Source organism: Streptomyces sp. NBC_01465 (assembly GCF_036227325.1).
In the GTDB taxonomy this organism is placed as follows: domain Bacteria; phylum Actinomycetota; class Actinomycetes; order Streptomycetales; family Streptomycetaceae; genus Streptomyces.
Genome location: NZ_CP109467.1, coordinates 1629276 through 1654945, shown reverse-complemented (window position 1 = coordinate 1654945; position 25670 = coordinate 1629276). Strand labels below are relative to the sequence as shown.

The following is a 25670-nucleotide window of genomic DNA, read 5'->3' as shown; positions in this document are numbered from 1 at the left end:
GTCAGAGCATCAGACTGCCCGTACCCCGTTCAGTGCGCCGTGCGGGTCCAGCACGTACTTGCGGCTCGCGCCCTGGTCGAACTCGGCGTAGCCGCGCGGCGCCTCTTCGATCCCGATGACCGTCGCGTTGACCGCCTTCGCGATGTGCACCTTGTCGTGCAGGATCGCCTGCGAGAGTGCCCGGTGGTACTTCATCACCGGGCACTGCCCCGTGGTGAAGCGGTGGCTCTTCGCCCACCCGAGACCGAGGCGCACCTTGAGCGTCCCGGTGCGCGCGTCCTGGTCGACGCCACCCGGGTCGTCCGTCACGTACAGACCGGGAATGCCGAGCGCCCCGCCCGCCTTCGTGACACCCATCAGCGAGTTGAGCACGGTCGCCGGCGCCTCGGGGGCGTCCGCGCGGCCGTGCCCGCGCGCCTCGAAGCCGACCGCGTCGACCGCCGCGTCCACCTCGGGCTCGCCCAGGATCTCGGCGATCTGCTCCTCGACCCGGCCGCGCGTGAGGTCCACGGTCTCGCAGCCGAAACTCCGTGCCTGCGCGAGGCGTTCGGCATTGAGGTCGCCGACGATCACGACCGCCGCACCGAGAAGCTGCGCGGACGCCGCCGCCGCGAGCCCGACCGGGCCCGCCCCGGCGACGTACACCGTCGACCCGACACCCGCGCCCGCCGTCACCGCACCGTGGAAGCCGGTCGGGAAGATGTCGGACAGCATGGTGAGGTCGAGCAGCTTCTCGCGCGCCGCGTCCCGGTCGGGGAAGCGCAGCACATTGAAGTCGGCGTACGGGACGAGGACGTACTCGGCCTGGCCGCCCACCCAGCCACCCATGTCGACATAGCCATAGGCCGCGCCGGGTCGAGCCGGGTTGACGCTGAGGCAGATGCCGGTCTTGCGCTCCTTGCAGTTGCGGCAGCGGCCGCAGGCGATGTTGAACGGCACCGAGACGATGTCCCCGACGTCCAGGAACTCCACGTCCGGGCCGCGCTCGACGATCTCTCCGGTGATCTCGTGGCCGAGGACCAGGCCCTCGGGTGCGGTGGTGCGGCCGCGCACCATGTGCTGGTCGCTGCCGCAGATATTGGTGGCGAGCACCTTGAGGATGACCCCGTGCCGGCACTTGCGGCCGACGTTCTGGGGGGCCACTCCGGGCCCGTCCTGGAGTTCAAGCGTCGGATAGTCGATCGTCCTGACCTCGACCGCTCCCGGCTTGAGATACGCGACTGCCCTGTTTCCGCTCATGGTTCGCCGTCCCTTCGGCTCTCTCTCGCGGATGATGCGGCTCGTGCGCGAGGTGGAGTCTGCTACTGGCGGACGGGTCCGGCTAGCGTTCACGCATGGACAGCACGCGACTCTTTTACGATCAACTCGCTGCCGATTACGACCGGATGTATGCCGACTGGGACGCGAGCATCGCCCACCAGGGCCGGGCGCTCGACGCCCTGATCTCCCAGGAGCTCGGCTCAGGAACGTACGACGTCCTCGACTGTGCCTGCGGCATCGGCACCCAGGCGCTGGGGCTGGCCTCCCTCGGCCACCGGGTTACGGGCACCGACCTGAGCCCCGTCGCGGCCGCGCGGGCCGTGCGCGAGGCTTCGGCGCGCGGTCTGTCCCTTCCGGCTGCCGCAGCCGACATGCGGCAACTGCCCTTCCGCAGCGGCTCCTTCGACGTCGTGGTCTGCGCCGACAACGCGCTGCCCCACCTGCTGACCGAGGCCGACGTGCGGGCCGCGCTCCGCGCGATGCGCCGCGTTCTGCGCCCTGGCGGACTGCTGCTGCTCTCCACACGCCCGTACGGTCAACTCCGGCGCGAGCGGCCCGAGTCCATGCATCCCCAGGTCATGGAGGGCCCGGAGGGGCGGACGATCACCTTCCAGCTCTGGCACTGGCACGAGGACGGCGAGCGTTACGACCTGGAGCACTTCCAGCTGCACCCCGACGGCGACACCTGGACGACGCGCGTCCGCCGGGCCACGTACTGGGCGCTCACCGAGCCGGAGACGGCAGCACTCGCGGCCGGCGCGGGCTTCGCGACAACGGCGTGGCACCAGCCCGCGGACACCGGATTCTTTCAGCCCGTTCTGGTCGCTAGGGTGACCAGCCATGACGACAATTGATCAAGCCCCCGCGTCCTTCGCCGTGCACATACCCGACGCCGAACTCGAGCCCGAACCGCTCGACCCCGACCAGATCGTGTCCGGAGAGCCGCAGGTCACCGGCAAGGTGCTCTGGGAGTCGCCCGACGGCAAGCAGCTGCGCGGCATCTGGCAGATCACGCCCGGAGTGGTGACCGACACCGAGGCCAACGAACTCTTCGTGGTCGTCAGCGGGCGGGCCACCGTAGCCGTCGAGGGCGGCGACACCCTGGAGATCGGGCCGGGCTCGGCGTGCGTGCTGCGCGAGGGCGACCGTACGACGTGGACCGTCCACGAGACCCTGCGCAAGGCGTACCACATCAGCCTGTAAGGGCCGCTTTCCCTCGTCTGGTGAACAGCGCCAGTGCGGCCAGCGGCAGCAGCAGGCAGGCGCCGGTCGCATTGAGCCAGCCGTAGCTCGCCTGCGCGACGATCAGGCCGGCGGCCGCGCCCCCGACGCCCGCCGCCGTGTTCATGGTCAGGTCCGAGAGACCCTGTACGGCGGCGCGCGCGGGCTGCGGTACGGAATCGGTGAGCAGCGCGGAGCCGGACACCAGCCCCGCCGACCAGCCGAGCCCCAGGACGAACAGCCCGGCCGCGGTCTGCCCATGACTGTCGCCCGCCGTACCCGCGAGCAGGGCGGCGAAGCACAGCAGCCCGACCGCGAGGCCGATCACCGACAGCCGACCCAGCCGGTCCGACAGCCATCCCATCAGCGGCGAGAACGCGTACATGCCCGCGATGTGCCCCGAGATGACCAGACCGATCAGCTGGATGCTCGCCCCGTGATGGCTCAGCGCCACCGGGGTCATCGACATGATCGACACCATGGCGGTGTGCGACACGGCGACCGTCACCAGCGCGAGCCGCGCACGGGGCGAAGCACGGACCGCGCGGACGCCGGCGCGCAGCGAACGCCCCTCGGGGTGCTGCTCCTCCGCGGGGGCCATCGCCCGCGCGGTGAGGAGTGGATCGGGCCGCAGCAGCACGGACACGAGCACCGCCGATACGAGAAAGACCCCGGCGGACCAGACGAAGGGGCCCGCGGCCGCCGGAATACCGAGCCCGGAGACACTGCGGCCCGCGGGGGAGGCGATGTTGGGGCCCAGGACCGCGCCGATCGTGGTGGCCCAGACGACGGTGGAGATGGCGCGGGCCCGCCGCTCGGGCTCCGCGAGGTCGGCGGCCGCGAACCGGGCCTGCAGATTCGCCGACGACGCCGCACCGAACCCGGCCATCCCCACCAGCAGCAGCGGGAAGTTGGAGATCACGGCGGCCAGCACGACCACCCCCGCACCGATCGCCCCGATCACATAGGCGAGGACCAGACCGGGCCGCCGCCCGCGCGACGTCATCAGCGCGGCGAGCGGCACGGACAGCAGCGCGGTCCCGGTCACGGTCGCGGTGGGCGCGAGCCCCGACAGGGCCTCGGTACCGCTGACCTGCTTGGCCAGTACGGCCGCGAGCGCGATGCCCGTCGCGACCCCGAGCCCGCCGAGTATCTGGCTCACGACGAGCACGGTGTTGATCCGGCGCCGCAGGGCGGGCAGTTCGCTCTCGGCGACGGCTGCGTCGGGACAGGCGGCGGTCACTGTACGTACGCCTTGCCGCCCCCGGCCGCGAGTGCGGCGCCGATCCCGCGCTGCGTCCGGAGCCGCTCCTCCTCGGGAACGGGCGGCAGAGCCTCCTCCCACAGGGGCAGGAAACTGCCGCGCAGCTGGGTCATCCCCTCGGGGCGGGCGAGCAGCCACAGGTGCAGATGCGCGCCCCCGTCGCCCCACCGGTTGATGTGCACGCGCGCGATCCCGCCCAGCGACATGATCGCCCGCTCGACGCGCTGGATCATCGGACCGAGCTCGGAGGCGCGCTCCGGCGGCAGGTCGGTCAGGTCGTGGTGCCCGCGCGGCTGGAGCATCACGATCGCGGGGAGCCGCTGCGGCTCCCCGTGTATGGGGTCCACGCGCCAGTGCTCGTCGGCCCATATCGCTTCCGTCACCGGCCGCTCGCAGGCGTGGCAGCCCGCAGGGCCGTTTTCACCGTTGCGCGCGGGCTCCGGGAGCACCGGAGGCGTCAGCGGCTTGACGCGTATGTCCCCGGTGAAAGGGAACGTCTCCCAGTTCAGCATCGAGTCGGCAGGCAGCGTCAGCTCCTCCCCGATGGGCAGGCGGGCGACGAAGTCGCTGGGCTCGGGTGCGGCCGGGGTCGTAGTCACCGCGGAAGTGTGCCATCAGAACAGCGGCTGGGGCAGCACTCCCTCCAGGGCGAGAAGCTGCCGCTTCGTCTCCAGGCCGCCGCCGAAACCGCCGAGCCCGCCGTCGCTCTCCACCACCCGGTGGCACGGCACCACGACCGGCAGCGGATTCGACCCCATCGCGGCCCCCACCGCCTGGGCCGCCGACGGCTGCCCGACCCGGCGGGCCAGATCCCCGTACCCCACCACCGATCCGTACGGCACCCCGGAAGCGAGCTCCCGCAGCACCTGGCGGTTGAATCCGGACGTCAGCGACCAGTCCAGCGGCAGCGTGAACTCCCGCAGCCCGCCCGTGAAGTACGCCGCCAACTGCCGTATCGGCTCGGCGAGACGGGCCGACTCCGGTGCCTCGACCAGCTCCCCGCCCAGCCGCGCCCCGAGCTGTGCGAGCGCCTTCTCGCGCACCGCGGGATCCGCGTGGAAGCACACGCTCACCAGCCCCCGGTCCGTGGCGGCGAGCAACAGGGGCCCGATGTCGCTTTCGACGACGGCCCACTCAATGTCGTTTGCGTTGCTGTTCACACAAACAACCGTACGACCCCCCACTGACAGTGCCGATTCCGCTACTGTCGCCCGCACATGCCAAGCGGTGCCCTGGGGAGGGACTTTCAGCCATGCACGGCCATGTCGACGGATTCAGTTACGGCCTGGTGACGCCTGTCGCCGCATTTCTCATGGCGTGCATGGGCGCGGCCCTCGGCCTGCGCTGCACCACCAGGTCCCTGATGATCGAGCGCTCGTGGAAATCAGGCTGGCTGGCGCTCGGCGCGCTCTCCATAGGCTCCGGAATCTGGACCATGCACTTCATCGCGATGATGGGCTTCAAGGTCGACGGCGCTCCCCTGACGTACGACCGCCCGACCACCTACGCCAGCCTCGTCGTCGCCATCGTGATGGTCGGCATCGGGATCTTCATCGTCGGCTACCGCGGTCCGACCCCCATGGCCCTGGTCACCGGCGGCACCATCACCGGCCTCGGCGTCGCCACCATGCACTACCTCGGCATGGCGGGCATGCGGATCAACGGGCGCTTCGAGTACAGCACCCCCGTCGTCGCCGTCTCCGTCGTGATCGCCGTGGTCGCCGCCACCGCGGCGCTCTGGGCCGCCGTCTCCATCCACGGGTTCCTGCCGAGCCTGGGCGCCAGCGCGGTCATGGGCGTGGCAGTGAGCGGGATGCACTACACCGGGATGGCAGCGCTCAGCGTCTCTCTGCACGGCAGCGGCACGAGCAGCGCCGGCGGGGACTCGTCCGCCACGATTCTCGCCCCGATGCTGCTCGGACCGATCGCCTTCCTCTTCCTCGCCGGCGTCGTCGTGATGTTCGATCCGCTGGTGGTCATGGGCAAGCCGGACTGGGAGGAGCAGGGTCCTTCCCCCGCGACCCGGATCCCGGAGCGGCCCAAGGGCTGGTGACCGGCCGCGGTTGTCAGTGGCGGGTCGTACGGTGGTTCCATGCGGCCCGTTTCCAAGATCGAACGCACGGTGGCGCCCTTCGAGGTCGTCAGTCCCTACCAGCCCAGCGGTGACCAGCCGGCGGCCATCGCCGAGCTGGAAAAGCGCATCCGCGCAGGTGAGAAGGATGTCGTCCTGCTCGGCGCCACCGGCACCGGAAAGTCGGCGACCACCGCCTGGATGATCGAGAAGCTCCAGCGCCCCACCCTGGTGATGGCGCCGAACAAAACCCTCGCCGCACAGCTGGCGAACGAGTTCCGCGAGCTGCTCCCCAACAACGCCGTCGAGTACTTCGTCTCGTACTACGACTACTACCAGCCCGAGGCGTACGTCCCGCAGTCCGATACGTACATCGAGAAGGACTCCTCGATCAACGAGGAGGTCGAGCGGCTGCGCCACTCCGCGACGAACTCGCTGCTCACCCGGCGCGACGTCATCGTCGTCGCCTCCGTCTCCTGTATCTACGGTCTCGGCACGCCGCAGGAGTACGTCGACCGGATGGTGCCCCTCAAGGTCGGCGAGGAGATCGACCGCGACCAGCTGCTGCGCCGCTTCGTCGACATCCAGTACACGCGCAACGACGTGGCGTTCACCCGCGGCACCTTCCGGGTGCGCGGCGACACCATCGAGATCTTCCCGGTGTACGAGGAACTGGCCGTCCGCATCGAGATGTTCGGCGACGAGATCGAGGCGCTCTCCACGCTCCACCCGCTGACCGGCGAGATCATCAGCGAGGACGAACAGGTCTATGTCTTCCCGGCCACCCACTACGTGGCAGGCCCGGAGCGCATGGAGAAGGCGGTCAACGGCATCGAGAAGGAGCTGGAGCAGCGCCTCGCCGAGCTGGAGAAGCAGGGCAAGATGCTGGAGGCCCAGCGACTGCGCATGCGCACTACCTACGACCTGGAGATGCTCCGCCAGATCGGCTCCTGCTCCGGCGTCGAGAACTATTCGATGCACTTCGACGGCCGCGAGCCCGGCACCGCCCCGCACACCCTCATCGACTACTTCCCCGAGGACTTCCTCCTCGTCCTCGACGAGTCGCACGTCACCGTCCCGCAGATCGGTGCGATGTACGAGGGCGACGCCTCCCGCAAGCGCACCCTCGTCGACCACGGGTTCCGGCTGCCGTCCGCGATGGACAACCGCCCGCTGAAGTGGGAGGAGTTCCAGCAGCGCATCGGCCAGACCGTCTATCTGTCCGCCACGCCCGGCAAGTACGAACTCTCGCGCGGCGACGGCTTCGTGGAGCAGATCATCCGCCCCACGGGCCTGGTCGACCCGGAGGTCGTCGTCAAGCCCACCGAGGGGCAGATCGACGACCTGGTGCACGAGATCCGCACCCGCGTGGAGAAGGACGAACGCGTCCTGGTCACCACGCTCACCAAGAAGATGTCCGAGGACCTCACCGACTACTTCCTCGAACTGGGCATCCAGGTGCGGTACTTGCACAGCGACGTCGACACACTGCGCCGCATCGAGCTCCTGCGCGAGCTGCGCGCCGGTGAGTACGACGTGCTCGTCGGCATCAACCTCCTCCGTGAGGGCCTCGACCTGCCCGAGGTCTCGCTGGTCGCCATCCTCGACGCCGACAAGCAGGGCTTCCTGCGCTCCGGCACCTCGCTGATCCAGACCATCGGCCGCGCGGCGCGCAACGTCTCCGGCCAGGTCCACATGTACGCCGACACCATCACCCCGGCGATGGCGCAGGCCATCGACGAGACCAACCGGCGCCGCGAGAAGCAGGTCGCGTACAACAAGGAGCGCGGCCTCGACCCGCAGCCGCTCCGCAAGAAGATCAACGACATCGTCGCGACGATCGCCCGCGAGGAGGTCGACACCGAGGAACTGCTCGGCAGCGGCTACCGGCAGGCGAAGGAGGGCAAGGGCGCCAAGGCGCCGGTCCCCGCGCTCGCCGGAAGGAAGACGAAGGGCGGCAAGACCGTCCCCACCGACCGTCCCGCCGCCGAACTGGCCGGGATCATCGAGGAGATGACCGAGCGGATGCGGGCGGCTGCCGCGGACCTCCAGTTCGAGGTGGCCGCACGGCTGCGCGACGAGGTCGGGGAACTGAAGAAGGAGTTGCGCCAGATGAAGGAGGGCGGCCTCGCCTGACCCTTGGCCGACCCGGCCGCACCTGGTGTGTTGCAAGACCGCCACAATCGCGGTCCGGGGGTCCTGCCCTCTGGACGGGACTGCGTAGGGTGCGGTGGGAAACGTGGGGATATTCGGAGAAGGGACAGCGCGTGACGGCCAACTTTGCCAAGGGACCTGGCGTCAACCTGACCAAGGGTCAGGCCATCAGCCTGCAGAAGAACGACGGGGGCACCCTCACTTCGGTGCGGATGGGTCTCGGCTGGCAGGCGGCACCGCGCCGCGGGCTGTTCGGCTCACGTACGCGTGAGATCGACCTCGACGCGTCCGCGGTGCTCTTCGCCGACAAGCAGCCGGTCGACGTGGTGTTCTTCCGCCACCTCGTCAGCGACGACGGCTCGGTCAAGCACACCGGCGACAACCTGGTCGGCGGCGCGGGCCAGGGCGGCGACGACGAGTCGATCGTCGTCGACCTCCAGCGCGTGCCGGTCCACATCGACCAGATCGTCTTCACGGTGAACTCCTTCACCGGCCAGACGTTCCAGGAGGTGCAGAACGCGTTCTGCCGCCTCGTCGACGAGACCAACGGCGACGAGCTCGCCCGCTACACGCTGGACGGCGGCGGCCAGTACACCGCGCAGATCATGGCGAAGGTGCACCGTGCGGGCACCGGCTGGCAGATGACGGCCATCGGCACCGCTGCCAACGGCCGCACCTTCCAGGACCTGATGCCGTCGATCCTGCCGCATCTGTAAGAGGCAATTCACGTCAGCAAGCAGCTCCCGGAGGCCACCATCGCCGGGAGCTGCCGCGCATCATCAACAAGCAGCGCTACAAGGGGGAATGGGCGATGACGGCCGAGCTGGTACGGGGACAGAACCATCCCCTTCCCCAGACCCGACTGGAGATCCGGGTGTCGGCCGGCCGCCCGGTCGTGGCCGGTGCCACGCTCGGCGACGAGCAGGGCACCGTCCGGGGCGCCGAGTGGGTGGCCCACCCCGGATCGCCCCAGCTGCCCGGTCTGGAGGTCTCCCGCCAGGCGGCCGCGGACCACCGGCTCGCCGTGGACCTGGAGGCCGTCCCCGAGGACGTGCACCGGGTGAACGTCCTGCTCGCCCTCCCCGTCGGAGTCGGCGGACCGGTCTCCTTCGCCTCCCTCGCCGCGCCCTTCGTCGCCGTCACCGCGCTCGACGGCTCCGAGGTCGCCAGCTACACCATCACCGGCCTCGACGCCGAGTCGGCGGTCGTCGCCCTGGAGCTCTACCGCAGACAGGGCGCCTGGAAGGTCAGGGCCGTCGGCCAGGGGTACGCGGGCGGCCTCGCCGAGATGCTCACCGACCAGGGCCTCCCGCGCGGCCATGAACTCGCCTCCACCATTCTGGAAGCCGTCGCCGGAGGCCTGGCCCGCTCGGTGTCCGCGCCCCCGCCGCGTACGACGGACGGCGACAGGGTCCGTACGAACGCGGGCTCGCCAGGACCCGAAAGCGCCCAGCAGCCGCCGGCCACCCCCCAGGCCGCCCCGCAGCAGCAGCCCGTCTCCGAAGGCGGCCCCGTCGACTACGCCCACCCCCGCCGCCAGACCACCGCACCCCCGCCGCCCCCGGCCGCGCCCCCCGCCCAGCCGGGACAGCCCGCACCGCCCGTCGCGGGCGACGCCTCCGGCTGGTCGATGGACGAGCGGCTGTACAACCAGGTCTGGGGCATGTTCGAGGACCTGGCCCGCACCACCGCCGCGTACCGCAGCGCCGTCGACTTCGCCGAGTCCCGCCTGGAGCAGGAGCTCGACAAGGCCCTCTCCGACCCCCGCAACCGCATCGGCAACGCGGGGACGAACGCCCGCGAGCAGGCCCGCGCCAAATGCGACGCGCTGATCGCCCAGGCCCGCGAGGTCCTGGAGCGGGACGTCGCCCAGCTCCTCGCCGAGTCCCAGGTCGTCGAGCCCGCCCTGCCGCTCGCCTACGCCCGCTGGGACAGCCCCCTGTGGGCTGCCTACCGGCTGCCCATGGAGATCCCCATGGCCCTGCGCGTCGGCGATCTCCACCTGCCCGAGCGCCCCGATCTCCGCATCCCCATGCTCGTACGCCTCCCGCTGGAGCGCGGTCTGTGGATCGACAGCGGCCGCACCGGCTCCGAGGCCGCGCTGCTGATGGACCAGGCGCAGCTCAAGCAGCTCGCCATGGACACCGCGGTCGCGCTCGCCGCCCGCCTGCTCGCCGTCTACCCGGCGGGCGAATTCACCGTCCATGTCATCGACCCGGCAGGCTCGGCCGCCGGCTCGCTCGCACCCCTTGTGACCTCGGGCGTACTCGACGAACCCCCGGCGACCGGCGCCGGGGGAGTGGCCGCGGTCCTGGCCAGGCTCACCCAGCGTGTCGACCTCGTACAGATGGCGGTGCGCGGCGGCGCGGCCGACGCGCTGCCGCCCGGCGTGGACACCGCCGAGCAGCTGCTGATCGTCAACGACTTCCCGCACGGCTTCGACGACCGCGCCCTGACCCAGCTGCGCTACCTCGCCGACGAGGGCCCGTCCGTCGGCGTCCACCTCGTGATGGTGGCCGACCGCGAGGACGCGAGCGCGTACGGCCCGGTGCTCGACCCCCTCTGGCGTTCGCTTCTGCGCATCACGCCGGTCCCCGACGACCACCTCGCCGACCCCTGGGTCGGCCATGCCTGGACGTACGAGCCGCTGCAGGCGCCCCCGGCCGGCCGACTGCTCGCGGACGTCCTTGCCCAAGTCGCCTCAGCCCGTCGCTCATGGCACCGTTGACCAGCCATTTTGGGCTTACCTTTACCAATCCCTTTACCTTCTCTTGGTACTTCCTGTAGTCTCCTCAGTGCGGAGGGGAGTACTCCCCAAGTGCGGCGTACCCGTCAATACGGACCTGACCAGGTCCCGGGGCGTCGGCCCGGGATGCCGGTCGGTCCGGCTCGGGTGGAAGAGACCTCCGGCAGCGACGACGCTGATCAAGTAGCCGTAGCAATCGCCGGAGGCGTAAGTACATGGATGTTTCTCTGACCCTGTGGGTGCTGACCATTCTTGGTCTATGCGCCCTCGTCGCCGCCGACTTCTTCATCGGGCGCAAGCCGCACGACGTGTCGATCAAGGAAGCCGGCATCTGGACCGTGGTCTGGATCGCCCTGGCCGTGCTCTTCGGCGTCGGGCTGCTGATCTTCGGGAACAGTCAGGCGTCCGGCGAGTTCTTTGCGGGCTTCATCACCGAGAAGTCACTGAGCGTCGACAACCTCTTCGTCTTCATCCTGATCATGGCGAAGTTCTCGGTCCCGAGCCATCTCCAGCAGCGCGTCCTGCTCTTCGGCGTACTGATCGCCCTGGTCCTGCGCGCGATCTTCATCGCCGCCGGCGCCGCGGTCATCGCCAACTTCTCCTGGGTCTTCTACATCTTCGGCGCGTTCCTGATCTACACCGCCTGGAAGCTCATCCAGGAGGCTCGATCGGACGACGAGGAAGAGGAGTTCGAGGAGAACCGCCTCCTGAAGTCCGTCGAGAAGAAGTTCGGCGTCGCCGACCGGTACCACGGCACGAAGCTCTTCATCCAGGAAAACGGCAAGAAGATCATGACGCCGCTCCTGGTCGTGATGCTCGCCATCGGTATGACCGACATCCTGTTCGCGATGGACTCGATCCCCGCGATCTTCGGCCTCACCCAGGACCCGTACATCGTCTTCACCGCCAACGCCTTCGCCCTGATGGGTCTGCGCCAGCTGTACTTCCTGATCGGCGGCCTGCTCAAGAAGCTGGTCCACCTCAGTTACGGACTGTCGGTGATCCTCGGCTTCATCGGCGTGAAGCTCGTCCTGCACGCACTCCACGAGTCCGGAGTGCACGTCCCCGAGATCTCCATCCCCGTCTCCCTCGCGGTGATCTGCGGCGTCCTGATCGTCACGACGATCACCAGCCTCATGGCCTCCAAGAAGCAGGCGGAGGCCGAGGCGGCCCCGAAGGACAGCATCGACGTCTGACGCGGGTGACGGTGCTACGGCGTAGGTCGTAGGGATGTTCAGCACCGGCCGGAGTGAGCGGAGCATTGCCGCCCACTCCGGCCGGTGCTTGCTTGTACGGTGAGCGCTCCCGGACGGCGGGCGTGCCGCGAGCGGGGGAGGACCCCATGAAGTTCGCGCAGATCATCGAATTCGAGACCGAGCGCATCGATGAGATCCGCTCCGTGATCGCGCAGTTCGAGCAGCAGAACCAGGGCAAGCAGGGCCACCCCGTCCACCGGACCGTCCTGCAGGACCGCGCCCACCCGAAGCGCTTCCTCGTCGTGATCGAGTTCAACTCCTACGAAGAGGCCATGATCAACAGCCGGAACCCGGAAGTCGACAAGCTCTCGCAGAAGCTCGCCTCGATGGCGACGAAGAAGCCGACCTTCACCGACTGCGACATCCGCGAACAGGCCGACATCAAGTAACCGCGTCTGACACCTCGACGACCCCGAGCTCCAGGAGGAGCCGCGTGCGGAGCGCGGCGAATTCCGGGGAGGTGCGCGACCGGCCGGCCGGCAGTTCGACGGGCACGTCGAGCGACAGCCGGCCGCCGGTCAGTACCAGCGCCCGGTCCGCCAGGGCGAGCGCCTCGTCCACGTCGTGCGTCACCAGCAGTACGGCGGGCCGGTGGCGCTCGCACAACTGCCGCAGCAGCCCGTGCATCCGCAGCCGCGTCAGCGCGTCGAGCGCCCCGAACGGCTCGTCGAGCAGCAGCAGTTCCGGCGAGCGCACCAGCGCCCTCGCGAGTGCGACCCGCTGCGCCTCGCCGCCCGACAGCGTCCCCGGCCAGGCCCGCTCCTTCTCCGCGAGCCCGACCTCCGCCAGTGCCTCCCGCGCCCGTACGGCAGCATCGCCGCCGCGCAGTCCGAGCGTCACGTTCTCCAGCACCCGCGCCCACGGCAGCAGTCGCGGATCCTGGAAGACCACCGACCGCGCCTCGGGTACGTCGACCGTCCCCGTGACCCCCTGGTCCAGCCGCGCGGCGGCCCGCAGCAGCGTCGACTTGCCCGACCCGCTGTGCCCGAGCAGGGCCACGAACTCCCCGGGGCGCAGCGACAGTTCGACCCCGTCGAGCACGGCCCGCCCGTCGAAGACCCGCTGCAGCCCCTCGATCCGTACGCTCAGCCCAGTGTCGTACGCCATGCCAGCACCCTCCGCTCCACCAGCCGCACCAGCGTGTCCGAGGCCAGCCCCAGCACCCCGTAGACGACCAGGCCGACCACGATCACATCCGTACGGGCGAACGTCCGCGCCTGCGTCATCAGATATCCGATCCCACTGGACGCGTTGATCTGCTCGCTCACCACCAGCACCAGCCATGACACGGTCACCGAGATCCGCAGCCCCGTGAAGAACCCGGGAGCCGCCCCCGGCAGCACGATCCGCCGCAGGAACGCCGTGCGCGAGAGCCCCAGCGTCTGCGCCAGCTCCGCGTACCGCACATCGAGCCCGGTCAGCGCGGCGTGCGTATTGATGTAGACGGGGAAGAGCGTGCCGAGCGCCACGAGAATGACCTTGACCTCCTCGCCGATCCCGAACCACAGGATCGCGAGCGGCACCAGCGCCAGGATCGGCAGCGACCGCAGTAGCTGCAGCGTCCCGTCGAGGAGCGCCTCGCCGACCCGGGACAGTCCGGCCGCGAGCGCGAGCAGCACACCCGCCGACACCCCGAACGCAAGCCCCAGCGCGGCCCGTTGGAGCGACACCAGCAGATGCTTCTGCAGCTCACCGCCGGCGATCAGATCCCCGGTGGTGGTGGCGACATCCGACGGCGAGGCGAGCGTCTGCGGATCGAGCCACCCGGCCGCCGACGCCACCCACCACACGGCGAGCAGCACCAGCGGCCCCACGGCCCGGGCGAACGGCACCCGCCGCCCGAGCCGCCCCACCGGCCGCCGTACCCGCGCAGCCTTCGCGGGTACGGCGGCCGGTACCTCGACCGGGGCGGTCTGGACCGACGCGGTCACGCCGCCCCGCCCAGCCGCTCGCGCTCCAGCTCCTCGGCCGGTACGAGACCCGGAACCCGCGGCGCCACGGACGGCTCCACCAGCCGCGAGCGGAACCCGTCGACCCCCTGCGGAACATCCCCGTCGAGCGTGATCCGCCGTACCACGCGCGGCAGTTCGTCGTAGTCGGCGACCGCGTAGTGCTGCGTGGCCCTGTTGTCCCAGATCGCCACGTCGCCGACCTGCCACTGCCAGCGCACCAGGTTCTCGGGGCGCTCGATGTAGCGCTGGAAGAGATCGATCAGCGCCCGGCTGTCGGAGGACGGCAGCCCCGCGATCCGCTGCACAAAATTGCCCAGCAGCAGCGACCGCTCCCCGGTCACCGGATGCACCCGTACCACCGGGTGCTCGGTCTGGAACTTCGTCGACACGAACACCTGCCGGAAGAGCTTGGCGACCTCCTCGCCCAGCTCCGGACGCAGATGCACGCGCTCCGCGTAGTCGTAGTCGTTGCTGTGCACGGCATGCAGCGAGTCCGCCAACACCCGCAAGGGCTCGGGCAGTTCGGCGTACGCGGCCGCCGTATTGGCCCAGATCGTGTGCCCGCCGCGCTCGGGAATCTCCAGCGCCCGCAGGATCGACGCCTTCGGATAGGCGGGCACGAACGTCACATCGGTGTGCCACTGATTGGCGCGCACGCCCTTGGTGGCGTCCAGCTCGAAGACGTACCGCCCGTCGGCGGAGGGAACGGTCGGATGCGAGACCGGGTGCCCGAGGCGGCGCGCGAACGCCTCGTGCGCCGCGTCGTCCAGATGCTGCTGCCCCCGGAAGAACACCACCTTGTGGGCGTACAGCGCCTCTTCGATGGCGGCGACGGTCGCGTCCGGCAGCTCCCCGGACAGCTCCACGCCGTCGACGACAGCGCCGATCCGGCCCGAAATCCGGGTCACATCAAGGGCCTTGGCAGTAGTGGTCATGATGAATCTCCTCGTCCTGGTACGGGGTGGGTTACTTCGCGGCTTCCTGCTGCGCCGCCTCGAAGCGGTGGTCGAACTCGCTGCTCACATCCAGCGGACCTGGCACCGCCCCCGCCTCGATCAGCAGATCGGCCACCTCCTGCTGGGCCTTGGCCGCCTCGTCGTACGTGGGGAAAGTCGCCGTCCCCGTAGCCTTGTTGATCAGCAGGCCGGCCTTCTCGGGGAGCTTCTGGGCATCGACGTAGTACGCCTTGACCCACTCCTGCGGGTGCGCGTTCGCCCACTTCGACGCCTTGGTCCAGCGCGCGGTGAGATCCCGCAGCGCCGCCGCCTTCGCCTTGTCGTCGACGGCCTTGCCCGGGGAGATCAGCAGCTGCAACCCGCTGGTCAAGTCCGTTGCGTCGTCGAGGAGATGGGCGCCCTTCGCCGCGTACGGCACCAGGTACTTGGACCGCAGCGGCTCGGTCAGAACCGCCGCATCGACCTGCTTGGTCTGCAGCGCGGCAGGGATGTCCAGGATCTGCAGATTGACGAGCTGTACGTCGTCCTTCTTCAGCCCCGCGTTCTTCAGCGCCTTGAGCACGGCGGGCTGGAAGGTCGTCCCCTCCGTATAGGCGATCTTCTTGCCCTTGAGGTCGGCGACCGACTTCGCGCTGGATCCGACGGCGGTCACCAGCCGGGACGCGTTACGGCTGCCCTGCTGCACCCCCACCACTGCGACGTCCTGCTTCGACGCCTGCGCGAAGATCGCCGGGGTTTCGGCCACGATCCCGGCGTCCAGCGCACCGCCCCGGAACGCCTCCAGGATCGAGGGCCCGCCCTGGAAGGAGCTGAACTCCAGCTTGTACGGGGTCCCTTGGTCCTGCCCGGACGCCTTCAGCAGCGTCTGCAGTGCCTCGTTCTGGTCCCCGATCCGCAGCACCGTCCCCTTCGGTACGGTGGCGGCCAGGGCTGCGGTGCGCTTCTTCCCTGCCCCCACCGCGTCCTGCGCTGCGGAGGAGCCGCCACAGCCGGTCAGCGCCAGTGTCGACACGGCGATGAGAGCGGTGGCCCACCTGAGCGGGCGTACAGACGCGGACACGGGTCCTCCAGGACTCGGGACGTAACGGTGAAGTGGTGTGTGCGCGGCACCGGTTCGGGCCGCGCACACCATCGTTGCGTCCGGGCATTGCCGCATTGTGGCTGCGGCATGAAACGCCAGGAGGGCCCGTAAAGCTCCCTAATACGTGACGGTGATCCGCCGCCCCGGACCGTCCACGCGGACGGTCCCGCCGTACGGAATGACCTGCTGCGGGTCGGTGTGCCCGAGCGGTACGTCGAAGACGGTCAGCATCTCCGGGGCGTACGCCGCCAGCGCGCGCTCGACCGCCGCGCGCTGCTCGGCCGCGTACCGCGCACCGTCCTCGGGGGAGAGCGGCTGCTCGAACGACCAGGTCTTGGGCCGCGCCATCAGCAGCGCCGAGAATCGCTGGAGCAGCCCCCGCTCGCCCATGTTGCGCAGGATCCGGAAGACTTCCTCGCCGCTCGGCATCTCCTCGGAGGTCTCCAGGAAGAGCACCCCGCCGTCGTACACCGACAGATCGTGCGACACCTCGCGGTCGGCCATCAGCAGCCAGGCGACGATCTCCACGCACCCGCCCCAACTGCGCCCCTCGACGACCCGGTCGGCGTTCACCCAGGACCAGCCGTCGGCGGGCAGGGTCTCGGGCTCGCGGGTGAAGGTCGCCGGGTCCTCCCACCGGCCGCCGCCCGTCGCGAAGCGCTCGGCCGGCCGCAGTTCGTACGGCCCCGACGTGAAGAGCGCCGCGCGCAGCGAGTCGGCGGTCAGCGGATTCATCGCGACGGGGCGGCCGAGCTCCACCATGACCGAGCCGCCGTGGTAGCCGACGATCCCGGTGCTCGACAGGAAGGCCAGCAGATTGGTGTTGTCGCTGTAGCCGAAGAAGGGCTTCGGGTTCGCCCGGATCAACTCCCGGTCCAGGAACGGCAGTACGGTGATCTGGTCGTCCCCGCCGATCGAGGCGATGACCGCCTTGATCTCCGGATCGGCGAACGCCGCGTGGATGTCGTCGGCCCGTTCCTGCGGCGTGGACCCCATCGTCCGGGTCGCCGCGTACTCGACGGGAACGAGCCCGAAGTCCTTCTCCAGCCGCTCAAGGCCGAGTTCGTACGGCAGCGGAAGGACCCCCGGCAGCCCGGCGCCGGGCGAGACGACGGCGACGCGGTCACCGGGACGGGGCTTGGGCGGATACACGGGAGGGGTCATGACGGGACCCTAAGGGCGGTCTCCGCCCTCGGGCACCCGCATTTACCAGCCGCGCTCGCGCCACTCCGCGAGGTGCGGCCGCTCGTCGCCGAGCGTCGTGTCGTCGCCGTGCCCCGGGTAGACCCAGCTCTCGTCCGGCAGGACGGCGAAGAGCTTGGCCTCGACGTCGCCGATCAGCGAGGCGAAGGCCGCCGGGTCGTCCCAGGTGTTGCCGACGCCGCCCGGGAAGAGGCAGTCGCCGGTGAAGACGTGCGGGTGGCCGTGCGGGTCGTCGTACACCAGGGCGATCGACCCCGGCGTGTGGCCGACCAGATGCCGCGCGGTCAGCTCGACGCGCCCCACCCGGACCGTGTCGCCGTCCTCGACGGGCACATCGGTGGCGACGGGGATGCCCTCGGCGTCGTACCGCCCGGCGAAGGTCCGCGCACCGGTCGCCGCGACCACCGCCTCAAGGGCCTGCCAGTGGTCGCCGTGCCGGTGGGTGGTGACGACGGACGCGATGCCGTCGTCACCGATCAGCTGGAGCAGGGTCGCGGCGTCGTTGGCCGCGTCGATCAGCAGCTGCTCGCCGGTGGCCCGGCAGCGCAGCAGATACGCGTTGTTGTTCATCGGGCCGACCGCGACCTTGGAGATCATCAGGTCCGTCAGCTCGTGCACGTCCGCCCCGCCGCCGACCTTCACCGCTCCGCTGTACGTCATACCCGCCAGCCTATAGCGGGGGCAGTACGGGGAGCGGGCCCCCTTCGGCGACCAGTGCTGCCCCGTCGCCCCGCCCCGCGAGCCAGCCGAGCAGCTCCACGGCCGACCCCTTCACGGCGACAGGACCGCCCTCGGCGCCGCCGCCCGTGGTCCACGTGCCGCTGCCGTCGGCAGCCAGCGCGGTCGGCGGAACGTCCTTGTGCCCGGCGAACCGCGCCGTCAGAAAATCGATCTCGCGCTCCACGAATTCCGCCGGCAGATCCTCCAGCTCGTACCCGACCCCCAGATCGACATGGTGCAGCTCGACCTCGATCCACCGCCGGAACGGGATCCGCGCCGCCTCGTCGGTGACGCCGTTCCGCAGCTCCACGTTCCGCGACCAGTCGGCCGCCACACGCCCCCGCTCCTGGAAGCGCTCGGCGCTGGACCGCAGGTCGGCGAGTTGTACGGCGAGATCGCGGCCCGCGTCCCGCGCGATGTCCGCGTCACGGGTCTCGCCGCTCTCGTACATCGGCAGACCGGTGAGGACATTCACCAGGGCGTCGGCATTGCGGGAGAGATGCGCGAGCACATGGCCGCGCGTCCACCCCGGAAGCCGTGACGGCTCGGCCAGTGCCGCGTTGTCCATAGGTGCGACTGCGGCGAGGAGCCGGTCGGTCGCTTCACGTACAGAGTCCAGGTCGCGCGCATGATCCAACATGCTGCCGACGATAGGCCCGCCACTCCTTCGGGTGAAGCTGTCCGGCGATGACCGTAAATCGAATGTGCGTGCTATAGGCTCGTGAGAGACATCCAACAGGTCTTCCCAAGACATCGCTGAGGCGCCCCCCATACCCTGGGAAGGGGGCTCCGCCCCTGCTCCTCCTCTTCAGAAAGGTGCGGACCGGCGTGGCCGACCGTCTCATCGTTCGTGGCGCTCGCGAGCACAACCTCAAGAACGTCTCGCTCGACCTCCCGCGCGACTCCCTCATCGTCTTCACCGGGCTCTCGGGATCGGGCAAGTCCTCCCTCGCGTTCGACACGATCTTCGCCGAGGGGCAGCGCCGCTACGTCGAGTCGCTCTCCTCCTACGCCCGGCAGTTCCTCGGTCAGATGGACAAGCCGGACGTCGACTTCATCGAGGGCCTCTCCCCGGCCGTCTCGATCGACCAGAAGTCGACCTCGCGCAACCCGCGCTCGACGGTCGGCACGATCACCGAGGTCTACGACTACCTCCGTCTGCTCTTCGCGCGCATCGGCAAGCCGCACTGCCCCCAGTGCAGCCGCCCCATCTCGCGCCAGTCGCCGCAGGCCATCGTCGACAAGGTCCTCGAGCTCCCCGAGGGCAGCCGCTTCCAGGTCCTGTCCCCGCTCGTGCGCGAGCGCAAGGGCGAGTTCGTCGACCTCTTCGCCGATCTCCAGACCAAGGGGTACAGCCGGGCGCGCGTCGACGGCGAGACGATCCAGCTCTCCGACCCGCCCAAGCTGAAGAAGCAGGAGAAGCACACCATCGAGGTGGTCATCGACCGCCTCACGGTGAAGGACGGCGCCAAGCGCCGCCTCACCGACTCCGTCGAGACGGCACTCGGTCTCGCCGGCGGCATGGTCGTCCTGGACTTCGTCGACCTGGCGGCGGACGACCCCGAGCGTGAGCGGATGTACTCCGAGCACCTCTACTGCCCGTACGACGACCTCTCCTTCGAAGAGCTGGAGCCCCGCTCCTTCTCCTTCAACTCGCCCTTCGGCGCCTGCCCCGACTGCACCGGTATCGGTACGCGCATGGAGGTCGACCCCGAGCTGATCGTCCCCGACGAGGACAAGTCCCTCGAAGAGGGCGCGGTCTCCCCGTGGTCGCTCGGCCACACCAAGGAGTACTTCAACCGCCTGGTCAACGCCCTGGCCGAAGAGCTCGGATTCCGTACGGACATCCCCTGGGCCGGACTCCCGCAGCGCGCCAAGAAGGCCCTCCTCTACGGTCACAAGACCCAGATCGAGGTCCGCTACCGCAACCGGTACGGCCGCGAGCGCGCCTACACGACCTCCTTCGAAGGCGCGGTCCCCTTCGTCAAGCGCCGGCACGCGGAGTCCGAGAGCGACTCCAGCCGAGAGCGCTTCGAGGGCTATATGCGCGAGGTGCCCTGCCCGACGTGTGACGGCACCCGCCTCAAGCCGATCGTCCTCGCGGTCACGGTGATGGAGAAGTCCATCGCCCAGGTCGCCGCGATGTCGATCAGCGAGTGCGCGGAGTTCCTGGGCGTACTGAAGCTCAACGCCCGCGACAAGAAGATCGCCGAGCGGGTCCTGAAGGAGGTCAACGAGCGCCTGAAGTTCCTGGTGGACGTGGGCCTCGACTACCTCTCCCTGAACCGTGCCGCGGGCACGCTCTCCGGCGGCGAGGCCCAGCGCATCCGTCTCGCCACGCAGATCGGTTCCGGCCTGGTCGGCGTGCTGTACGTACTGGACGAGCCGTCCATCGGCCTGCACCAGCGCGACAACCACCGCCTCATCGAGACCCTGGTGCGGCTGCGCGACATGGGCAACACGCTCATCGTCGTCGAGCACGACGAGGACACCATCAAGGTGGCCGACTGGGTCGTCGACATCGGCCCGGGCGCCGGTGAGCACGGCGGGAAGGTCGTGCACAGCGGCTCGCTCAAGGAGCTGCTGACCAACAAGGAGTCGATCACCGGTCAGTACCTGTCCGGAAAGAGGGCCATCCCGACCCCGGACATCCGCCGCCCGATCGACCCGAACCGCCGGCTCACGGTCCACGGTGCGCGCGAGAACAACCTCCAGGACATCGACGTCGCCTTCCCGCTGGGCGTGCTGACGGCGGTCACGGGTGTCTCGGGGTCCGGCAAGTCGACACTGGTCAACGACATCCTCTACACGCACCTGGCAAGGGAGTTGAACGGCGCCCGCGCCGTCCCCGGCCGGCACACGCGGGTCGACGGCGACGACCTGGTCGACAAGGTGGTCCACGTCGACCAGTCGCCCATCGGCCGCACACCCCGGTCCAACCCGGCGACGTACACCGGAGTCTTCGACCACGTTCGCAAGCTGTTCGCGGAGACGATGGAGGCGAAGGTCCGCGGGTACCTCCCCGGCCGCTTCTCCTTCAACGTCAAGGGCGGCCGCTGCGAGAACTGCTCCGGCGACGGCACCATCAAGATCGAGATGAACTTCCTGCCGGACGTGTACGTCCCGTGCGAGGTCTGCCACGGCGCGCGCTACAACCGGGAGACCCTGGAGGTCCACTACAAGGGCAAGTCCATCGCCGAGGTCCTGGACATGCCGATCGAGGAGGGCCTGGACTTCTTCGAGGCCGTCCCGACGATCGCCCGCCATCTGCGGACGCTCAATGAAGTCGGTCTGGGATACGTACGGTTGGGGCAGTCCGCGCCGACGCTCTCCGGCGGCGAGGCGCAGCGTGTGAAGCTCGCCTCCGAGCTGCAGAAGCGCTCCACGGGCCGCACCGTCTACGTACTGGACGAGCCGACGACCGGTCTGCACTTCGAGGACATCAGCAAGCTCATCAAGGTGCTCTCGGGTCTGGTCGACAAGGGCAACTCGGTGGTCGTCATCGAGCACAACCTGGACGTCATCAAGACGGCGGACTGGGTCATCGACATGGGCCCCGAGGGCGGCAGCGGCGGCGGCCTGGTCATCGCCGAGGGCACACCCGAGCAGGTCGCGGGCGTCCCGGCGAGCCACACGGGCAAGTTCCTGCGGGAGATCCTGGACGCGGACCGGATCAGCGACGCGGGAACGCCTGCGGCGCGCAAGCCGGCGAAGAAGGCGGCGGCCAAGAAGTCGGTGGCCGCGAAGAAGACGGTGGCGGCCAAGTCGACCCCCGCGAAGAAGACGGTGCGCGCCCGCAAGGCGTAGCCAAGCAGGTCCAACTCCCCGCCGCCGCTCCGGATTCCGTCCGGAGCGGCGGCGGTCGTCTGTGGCCAACACGCCTGGTCCCATCTGCAATTGCACGCGGCCAAACGTTTCCGCAGGCAGACTGGCGCCATGAACGACACTGCGGTGACGACCGACGACGGCGCCGGACTCTGGGCCGTACAGGACGGTGAAGGGCCGCCGGTGATCCTCTGCCACGGCGGCCCCGGCCTCTGGGACACCCTCGACGACGTGGCCCAACTCCTCCCCGGCCACACCGTGTTCCGCTGGGACCAGCGCGGCTGCGGCCGCTCCGCACCCTCCGCAGGCCCCTACACCCTGGCCGGCGCGGTCGCGGACCTCGACGCCGTACGCCGCCATTTCGGCCTGGAGCAGGTCGTGCTGCTCGGCCACTCCTGGGGCGCTCAACTCGCCCTGGCCTACGCCCTGGAGCACCCGGACCGCGTCAGCCGCATCGTGTACGTGTCGGGCATGGGCATCGACCCGGTCACCTCCTGGCACCCGCAGTACTCCAAGGCCTTCCGCAAGGCGCTCGGCAAGAACCTGGACCGCTGGCAGGAGGCGACGGGCCGCGAACGCGCCGTACTGCAGTGGTCGGTGGAGTTCCAGGACCGGTCCCGCGCCATGGACCTCGCCGAGCAGATGGCCACCCCTTGGTTCCCGATCAACCAGGCGGCGAACACCGCCCTCAACACCGAGAACAAGCGCAGCTGGGGCCGCCCCCTCCTCCGCAACCGCTGCGAGGTGCTGAAGGTCCCCGTGCTGATCGTCGACGGCGCGAAGGACATCCGCGCCCGCCGCGTCGTGGACTCGCTGGAGGAGGCGCTCCCCGACGTACGCCGCGTCACCCTGCGCGGCGCCGGACATCTGCCCTGGACCGAGGACCCGGACGGCTTCCGTACCGCCGTCGCCGACTTCCTCTGAGCCCTGCGCGGGTCGCGTTGATCTCCACCGGTATCGTCGCTTCTGTCACCGACGCCTCTGACCAGTGGAGACTCCATGTCAGGCCTGCCTGCCGCCCGCCGCTCCGTGCTGAAGGGCGCCGCGCTCGCGGGCGTCGCAGGCGTAGGGCTCACCGCCTGCTCGACCGAGTCCAAGGGCAGCACGTCGGCCACCCCGACCGCCCCGGTCGACCTGGGCGCGGCGGACGCGGTGCCGGTCGGCGGAGCGATGCTCTACCGCGACCAGAAGCTCGTCGTCAGCTGCCCGGCCAAGGGCGAGTACAAGGCCTTCAGCGCGGTCTGCACCCACGCGGGCTGCGTCCTGTCCTCGGTCGAGAAGACCGAGGGCGACTGCACCTGCCACGGCAGCCGCTTCGACGTGACCACGGGCAAGGTCCTCCAGGGCCCGGCCACCAAGCCGCTCCCCGCGGTCCCGGTGAAGGTCACGGACGGCAAGCTCGTCGCCGGCCCGGACAAGTAGAAGCTCACTCCCAGTCCCACCCGATCCCGAGGATCCCGGGCCGTACCCCCTGCTCCACCAGATGTACGGTCCGGTGCAGTCCGCTCAGCGTCAGATCCGCCCGCGCGCCCCGCGCCGCGCCCGCCGACGCCTGAGCGAACCTGCGGCACCGCACCGGCAACGCCCGCTCGTCGAACCGCACTTGCAGGACGTACTGCCCGCCGCCGAAGCTGAACCCCCGCACGTACTCGCCGCTCTCGCCCCCGGTCCCGTCCTCGAACCCGTACCCGAAGAGATACGTCTCCCCGGCGCGCAGCCGCGCGTCGAAGAGCAGTTCGGCGACCAGCACCCCGCTCTCGCGGTCCCAGCGCACCCGCCCGGTGCGGCAGTTCTCCCCGGCGCGCACGACCACCCGGGCGGGATCGCATCCCGGATCGCCGCGGTGGACGGCCAGATAGCGGTCGATCCCGTCGCGATGGGCGCGTACGACATGCTCGGCGTCGCGCCCCCGCAGCTCACGCGCCGCCCCGATTCGTACGCGCTCGTGCTGCCCCACCGTGTGCAGCCCGCCGTCCTTCGGCAGCTCCAGCTCGGCGAGCAGCCGCTCGACGGCCCCGGACGACTCGACCAGCGACCGGTAGGAGCGGGCGGCGGGCCGCTCCACCTCCGCCCGCGCGCCGTCCGCGTCGAGCAGCCGCAGCAGTGACTCGCCCGGCAGCTCCAGTACGTCCTCCAGCGCGCGCACGGCGCGCAGCGACTCGGGCCGCTGCGGGCGGCGCGCACCCTGCTGCCAGTAACTCAGGCTGGTCACACCGACCTTGATGCCACGGCTGGCGAGCCGGTGCTGGACCCGCTGCAGCGGCAGCCCGCGCACCGCGATCGCCGCACGCAGGGCCAGATGGAAAGGCCCGGTGTGCAGCATCTGCGCGAGATCGGCCTCGGGGTGTCCCATACGGGCTCCTCGGGTGAACGTTCACAACGGGGGCGGGGCGGCGGCGCCGGGCGACCGACCGTACCGGCAAGGGCCGTTCACACTCCACCCTCGCCATTCACAGCGCCGACTCACCCCGCATTGAAGCGTGTTGACCTGAACCCGACAACCGCAGATGCTCATCGACAGCGTCCGGACGCGCTCCTCCAATCCACCCCCCGCCTCGGGAGGAACGCGATGCGCAACAAGAAGAGATGGCTGTCCGCAGCCGCCCTGCTGGCCGCGGCGGTCTTCGCCGCACCGGCGACGGCGGCCTCGGCCGACCAGAGCGCTCCGACGGCCGCAGTCGCTGCCGCCAAACGACTGAACATCACCATGCAGTCCCAGCAGAAGACCAACTGGTGCTGGGCCGCGAGCGGCAACACCATCGCCACCTGGTTCGGCCGGAACTACACCCAGAACCAGTTCTGCAACGCCGCCTTCGGCCGGCAGCAGGGCTACGACTGCCCCAATTCCCAGGCCAGCCTGGGCGACGTCCAGAACGGACTCGACTGGGCGGGCATCAACTCCGGTTCGTACGTGACCGGATGGCTCCGCTACACCACCGTCCAGTCCGAGATCGACGCCAACCGCCCGGTCGAGACCCGCATCCAGTGGTCGAGCGGCGGCGGCCACATGCACGTCCTGTACGGCTACGACACCGCCAACAGCTGGGTCTACTGGGGCGACCCGTGGCCCTCCAACGACCGCTACAACTGGGCCTCGCACGCCTGGTACGTGAACAACAACGAGTTCTCCTGGACCCACTCGCTCTACCGGATCGGGGCGTGACACCCATGACCGCACGCCTCACCGCCGCAGCCCTCGCCGGCACCGCGACCACGCTGCTCCTGCTCGCCGCCCCGCACGCCCAGGCCGACACCCCCGCCCAGGACGCGAAGGCGGCCCACGAAGCGGCGACCGCCCCCGCCACCCTCACCACGCTCTCCCGCTTCTTCGCCCGCGACGGCAAGGTGACCATGGCCGCGGCGGCCCCGCACATTCAGGGCAGCTCCGTGCCCGTCTACACCCTCGCCCCGGAATTCGTCGCGGGCCGCCCCGGCGCCGCGGTCGCCCACCTGGACTTCATGGCCAGTACGGCGGTCTCCTCCGACGGCCAGAAGGCCTCCCTGTGGACCGCCCGCCAGGGCTCCGGCTGGCAGGTGGTGAACATCGCCTCCGGCGACGACGAGACGCGCTACAGTGCGGCCGGCGCCCGCAGCCTCCCCGGCGGCACCGTCTTCCGCGAGCCCCAGATCGACGCCTGGTACGTGACGAAGGGCGCCAAGGTCCTGCCCCTGGACGAGGACGCGACCCGCGCGATCGGCGCCAACGGCACGACGCTGACCGCCTACCGGCACCACGTCCAGCAGGCGTACGGCGACAAGCTCCCGGGCTCCGCCTACGCCAAGTCCGGCAAGGCGGGCGGCTACGGCCCGCAGAAGGCCCAGGCGGCCCCGCCCACCAGGGACGGCTCCGCTCTCAACCCCGCCGCCGCGGGCGCGGCCGGAGCCGCCGTACTGGCGCTCGGCACCGTGGCCGTACGCCTGCGCCGCCGCTGATCCACCGGGGCCCGCCCGCCTCCCCGGG

At 70.1% G+C, this 25670-nt stretch carries 25 protein-coding genes; 13 read left to right on the top strand and 12 right to left on the bottom strand.

Annotated features, from left to right (window positions below):
* Positions 1 to 9: 9 nt before the first annotated feature.
* The gene (gene fdhA / locus OG707_RS07590) at positions 10 to 1239 is read right to left on the bottom strand and encodes a formaldehyde dehydrogenase, glutathione-independent (protein WP_329115702.1); all 1230 of its coding nucleotides are present in this window, start codon (positions 1237 to 1239) and stop codon (positions 10 to 12) included.
* A 95-nt stretch (positions 1240 to 1334) separates the two neighbouring features.
* Here fdhA and OG707_RS07585 point away from each other — a divergent pair, with 95 nt between their 5' ends.
* Positions 1335 to 2114, top strand: coding sequence for a class I SAM-dependent methyltransferase (locus OG707_RS07585; protein WP_329115700.1), 780 nt, complete (start codon positions 1335 to 1337; stop codon positions 2112 to 2114).
* The gene (locus tag OG707_RS07580; RefSeq protein ID WP_329115698.1) at positions 2101 to 2463 is read left to right on the top strand and encodes a cupin domain-containing protein; all 363 of its coding nucleotides are present in this window, start codon (positions 2101 to 2103) and stop codon (positions 2461 to 2463) included. The genes OG707_RS07585 and OG707_RS07580 overlap by 14 nt, the downstream gene beginning before the upstream one ends.
* Here OG707_RS07580 and OG707_RS07575 read toward each other — a convergent pair.
* Genes OG707_RS07575 through OG707_RS07565 form a run of 3 tightly spaced genes read right to left on the bottom strand, consistent with a single transcriptional unit; the run spans position 2453 to position 4929 of the window.
* Entirely contained in the window at positions 2453 to 3724 is a 1272-nt protein-coding gene (locus OG707_RS07575; RefSeq protein WP_329115696.1) for an MFS transporter, read from the bottom strand. The two genes, OG707_RS07580 and OG707_RS07575, sit on opposite strands and share 11 nt — an antisense overlap.
* Positions 3721 to 4344, bottom strand: a complete 624-nt coding sequence (locus OG707_RS07570; RefSeq protein ID WP_329115693.1) for an HIT family protein — start codon at positions 4342 to 4344, stop codon at positions 3721 to 3723. Before OG707_RS07570 ends, OG707_RS07575 begins: the two co-directional genes overlap by 4 nt.
* A gap of 15 nt (positions 4345 to 4359) precedes the next feature.
* The gene (locus tag OG707_RS07565) at positions 4360 to 4929 is read right to left on the bottom strand and encodes a methylated-DNA--[protein]-cysteine S-methyltransferase (RefSeq protein ID WP_443071277.1); all 570 of its coding nucleotides are present in this window, start codon (positions 4927 to 4929) and stop codon (positions 4360 to 4362) included.
* Between the two features lie 68 nt (positions 4930 to 4997).
* Between OG707_RS07565 and OG707_RS07560 the strand changes: the two genes are divergently transcribed.
* The 6 genes from OG707_RS07560 to OG707_RS07535 all read left to right on the top strand — a co-directional run bounded on the left by OG707_RS07560 (position 4998) and on the right by OG707_RS07535 (position 12361).
* The gene (locus tag OG707_RS07560; RefSeq protein ID WP_329115690.1) at positions 4998 to 5798 is read left to right on the top strand and encodes an MHYT domain-containing protein; all 801 of its coding nucleotides are present in this window, start codon (positions 4998 to 5000) and stop codon (positions 5796 to 5798) included.
* 39 nt (positions 5799 to 5837) lie between these two features.
* Positions 5838 to 7952 (top strand): excinuclease ABC subunit UvrB, encoded by a 2115-nt coding sequence (uvrB, locus tag OG707_RS07555; protein ID WP_329115688.1) that lies wholly within the window; start codon positions 5838 to 5840, stop codon positions 7950 to 7952.
* 167 nt (positions 7953 to 8119) lie between these two features.
* On the top strand, positions 8120 to 8686 hold the full coding sequence (locus tag OG707_RS07550; protein WP_329127666.1) for a TerD family protein: 567 nt from the start codon (positions 8120 to 8122) through the stop codon (positions 8684 to 8686).
* 95 nt (positions 8687 to 8781) lie between these two features.
* Positions 8782 to 10698 (top strand): TerD family protein, encoded by a 1917-nt coding sequence (locus OG707_RS07545; RefSeq protein ID WP_329115686.1) that lies wholly within the window; start codon positions 8782 to 8784, stop codon positions 10696 to 10698.
* 233 nt (positions 10699 to 10931) lie between these two features.
* Entirely contained in the window at positions 10932 to 11912 is a 981-nt protein-coding gene (locus OG707_RS07540; protein WP_329115685.1) for a TerC family protein, read from the top strand.
* A 146-nt stretch (positions 11913 to 12058) separates the two neighbouring features.
* A complete protein-coding gene (locus OG707_RS07535) occupies positions 12059 to 12361 on the top strand; it encodes a hypothetical protein (RefSeq protein WP_329115683.1) in 303 nt (100 codons plus the stop codon).
* On the opposite strand, the gene OG707_RS07530 is transcribed toward OG707_RS07535, so the two are convergent.
* The 7 genes from OG707_RS07530 to OG707_RS07500 form a co-directional block, all read right to left on the bottom strand.
* Positions 12354 to 13079, bottom strand: a complete 726-nt coding sequence (locus OG707_RS07530) for an ABC transporter ATP-binding protein (RefSeq protein ID WP_329115681.1) — start codon at positions 13077 to 13079, stop codon at positions 12354 to 12356. The two genes, OG707_RS07535 and OG707_RS07530, sit on opposite strands and share 8 nt — an antisense overlap.
* The gene (locus tag OG707_RS07525; RefSeq protein WP_329115679.1) at positions 13058 to 13903 is read right to left on the bottom strand and encodes an ABC transporter permease; all 846 of its coding nucleotides are present in this window, start codon (positions 13901 to 13903) and stop codon (positions 13058 to 13060) included. Before OG707_RS07525 ends, OG707_RS07530 begins: the two co-directional genes overlap by 22 nt.
* A complete protein-coding gene (locus OG707_RS07520) occupies positions 13900 to 14859 on the bottom strand; it encodes a TauD/TfdA dioxygenase family protein (RefSeq protein ID WP_329115677.1) in 960 nt (319 codons plus the stop codon). The genes OG707_RS07525 and OG707_RS07520 overlap by 4 nt, the downstream gene beginning before the upstream one ends.
* 31 nt (positions 14860 to 14890) lie before the next feature.
* Positions 14891 to 15940, bottom strand: coding sequence for an aliphatic sulfonate ABC transporter substrate-binding protein (locus OG707_RS07515; protein ID WP_329115674.1), 1050 nt, complete (start codon positions 15938 to 15940; stop codon positions 14891 to 14893).
* A 138-nt stretch (positions 15941 to 16078) separates the two neighbouring features.
* Complete coding sequence (locus OG707_RS07510) at positions 16079 to 17125, bottom strand: S66 family peptidase (RefSeq protein ID WP_329115671.1); 1047 nt, start codon at positions 17123 to 17125, stop codon at positions 16079 to 16081.
* A 42-nt stretch (positions 17126 to 17167) separates the two neighbouring features.
* The gene (locus tag OG707_RS07505) at positions 17168 to 17824 is read right to left on the bottom strand and encodes an MBL fold metallo-hydrolase (protein ID WP_329115669.1); all 657 of its coding nucleotides are present in this window, start codon (positions 17822 to 17824) and stop codon (positions 17168 to 17170) included.
* A 10-nt stretch (positions 17825 to 17834) separates the two neighbouring features.
* Positions 17835 to 18524, bottom strand: a complete 690-nt coding sequence (locus OG707_RS07500) for a maleylpyruvate isomerase family mycothiol-dependent enzyme (protein ID WP_329115667.1) — start codon at positions 18522 to 18524, stop codon at positions 17835 to 17837.
* 188 nt (positions 18525 to 18712) lie between these two features.
* On the opposite strand from OG707_RS07500, the gene uvrA reads away from it, so the two are divergent.
* From uvrA to OG707_RS07485, 3 genes are all read left to right on the top strand, one after another.
* Positions 18713 to 21691, top strand: a complete 2979-nt coding sequence (gene uvrA, locus OG707_RS07495) for an excinuclease ABC subunit UvrA (RefSeq protein ID WP_329115665.1) — start codon at positions 18713 to 18715, stop codon at positions 21689 to 21691.
* A 129-nt stretch (positions 21692 to 21820) separates the two neighbouring features.
* Positions 21821 to 22633, top strand: a complete 813-nt coding sequence (locus OG707_RS07490) for an alpha/beta fold hydrolase (protein WP_329115663.1) — start codon at positions 21821 to 21823, stop codon at positions 22631 to 22633.
* Positions 22634 to 22708: 75 nt separating this feature from the next.
* Positions 22709 to 23131, top strand: a complete 423-nt coding sequence (locus OG707_RS07485; protein ID WP_329115661.1) for a QcrA and Rieske domain-containing protein — start codon at positions 22709 to 22711, stop codon at positions 23129 to 23131.
* A gap of 4 nt (positions 23132 to 23135) precedes the next feature.
* Here the strand turns inward: OG707_RS07485 and OG707_RS07480 are convergent, their stop codons facing one another.
* Positions 23136 to 24062 carry a hypothetical protein gene (locus tag OG707_RS07480; RefSeq protein ID WP_329115658.1) on the bottom strand — a complete coding sequence of 309 codons (927 nt, stop codon included), beginning with the start codon at positions 24060 to 24062 and terminating at the stop codon, positions 23136 to 23138.
* 216 nt (positions 24063 to 24278) lie between these two features.
* Here OG707_RS07480 and OG707_RS07475 point away from each other — a divergent pair, with 216 nt between their 5' ends.
* Positions 24279 to 24872: a papain-like cysteine protease family protein gene (locus OG707_RS07475; RefSeq protein WP_329115656.1), complete on the top strand. Its 594-nt coding sequence runs from the start codon at positions 24279 to 24281 to the stop codon at positions 24870 to 24872.
* A gap of 5 nt (positions 24873 to 24877) precedes the next feature.
* Entirely contained in the window at positions 24878 to 25642 is a 765-nt protein-coding gene (locus tag OG707_RS07470; protein ID WP_329115654.1) for a hypothetical protein, read from the top strand.
* Positions 25643 to 25670 lie beyond the last annotated feature (28 nt).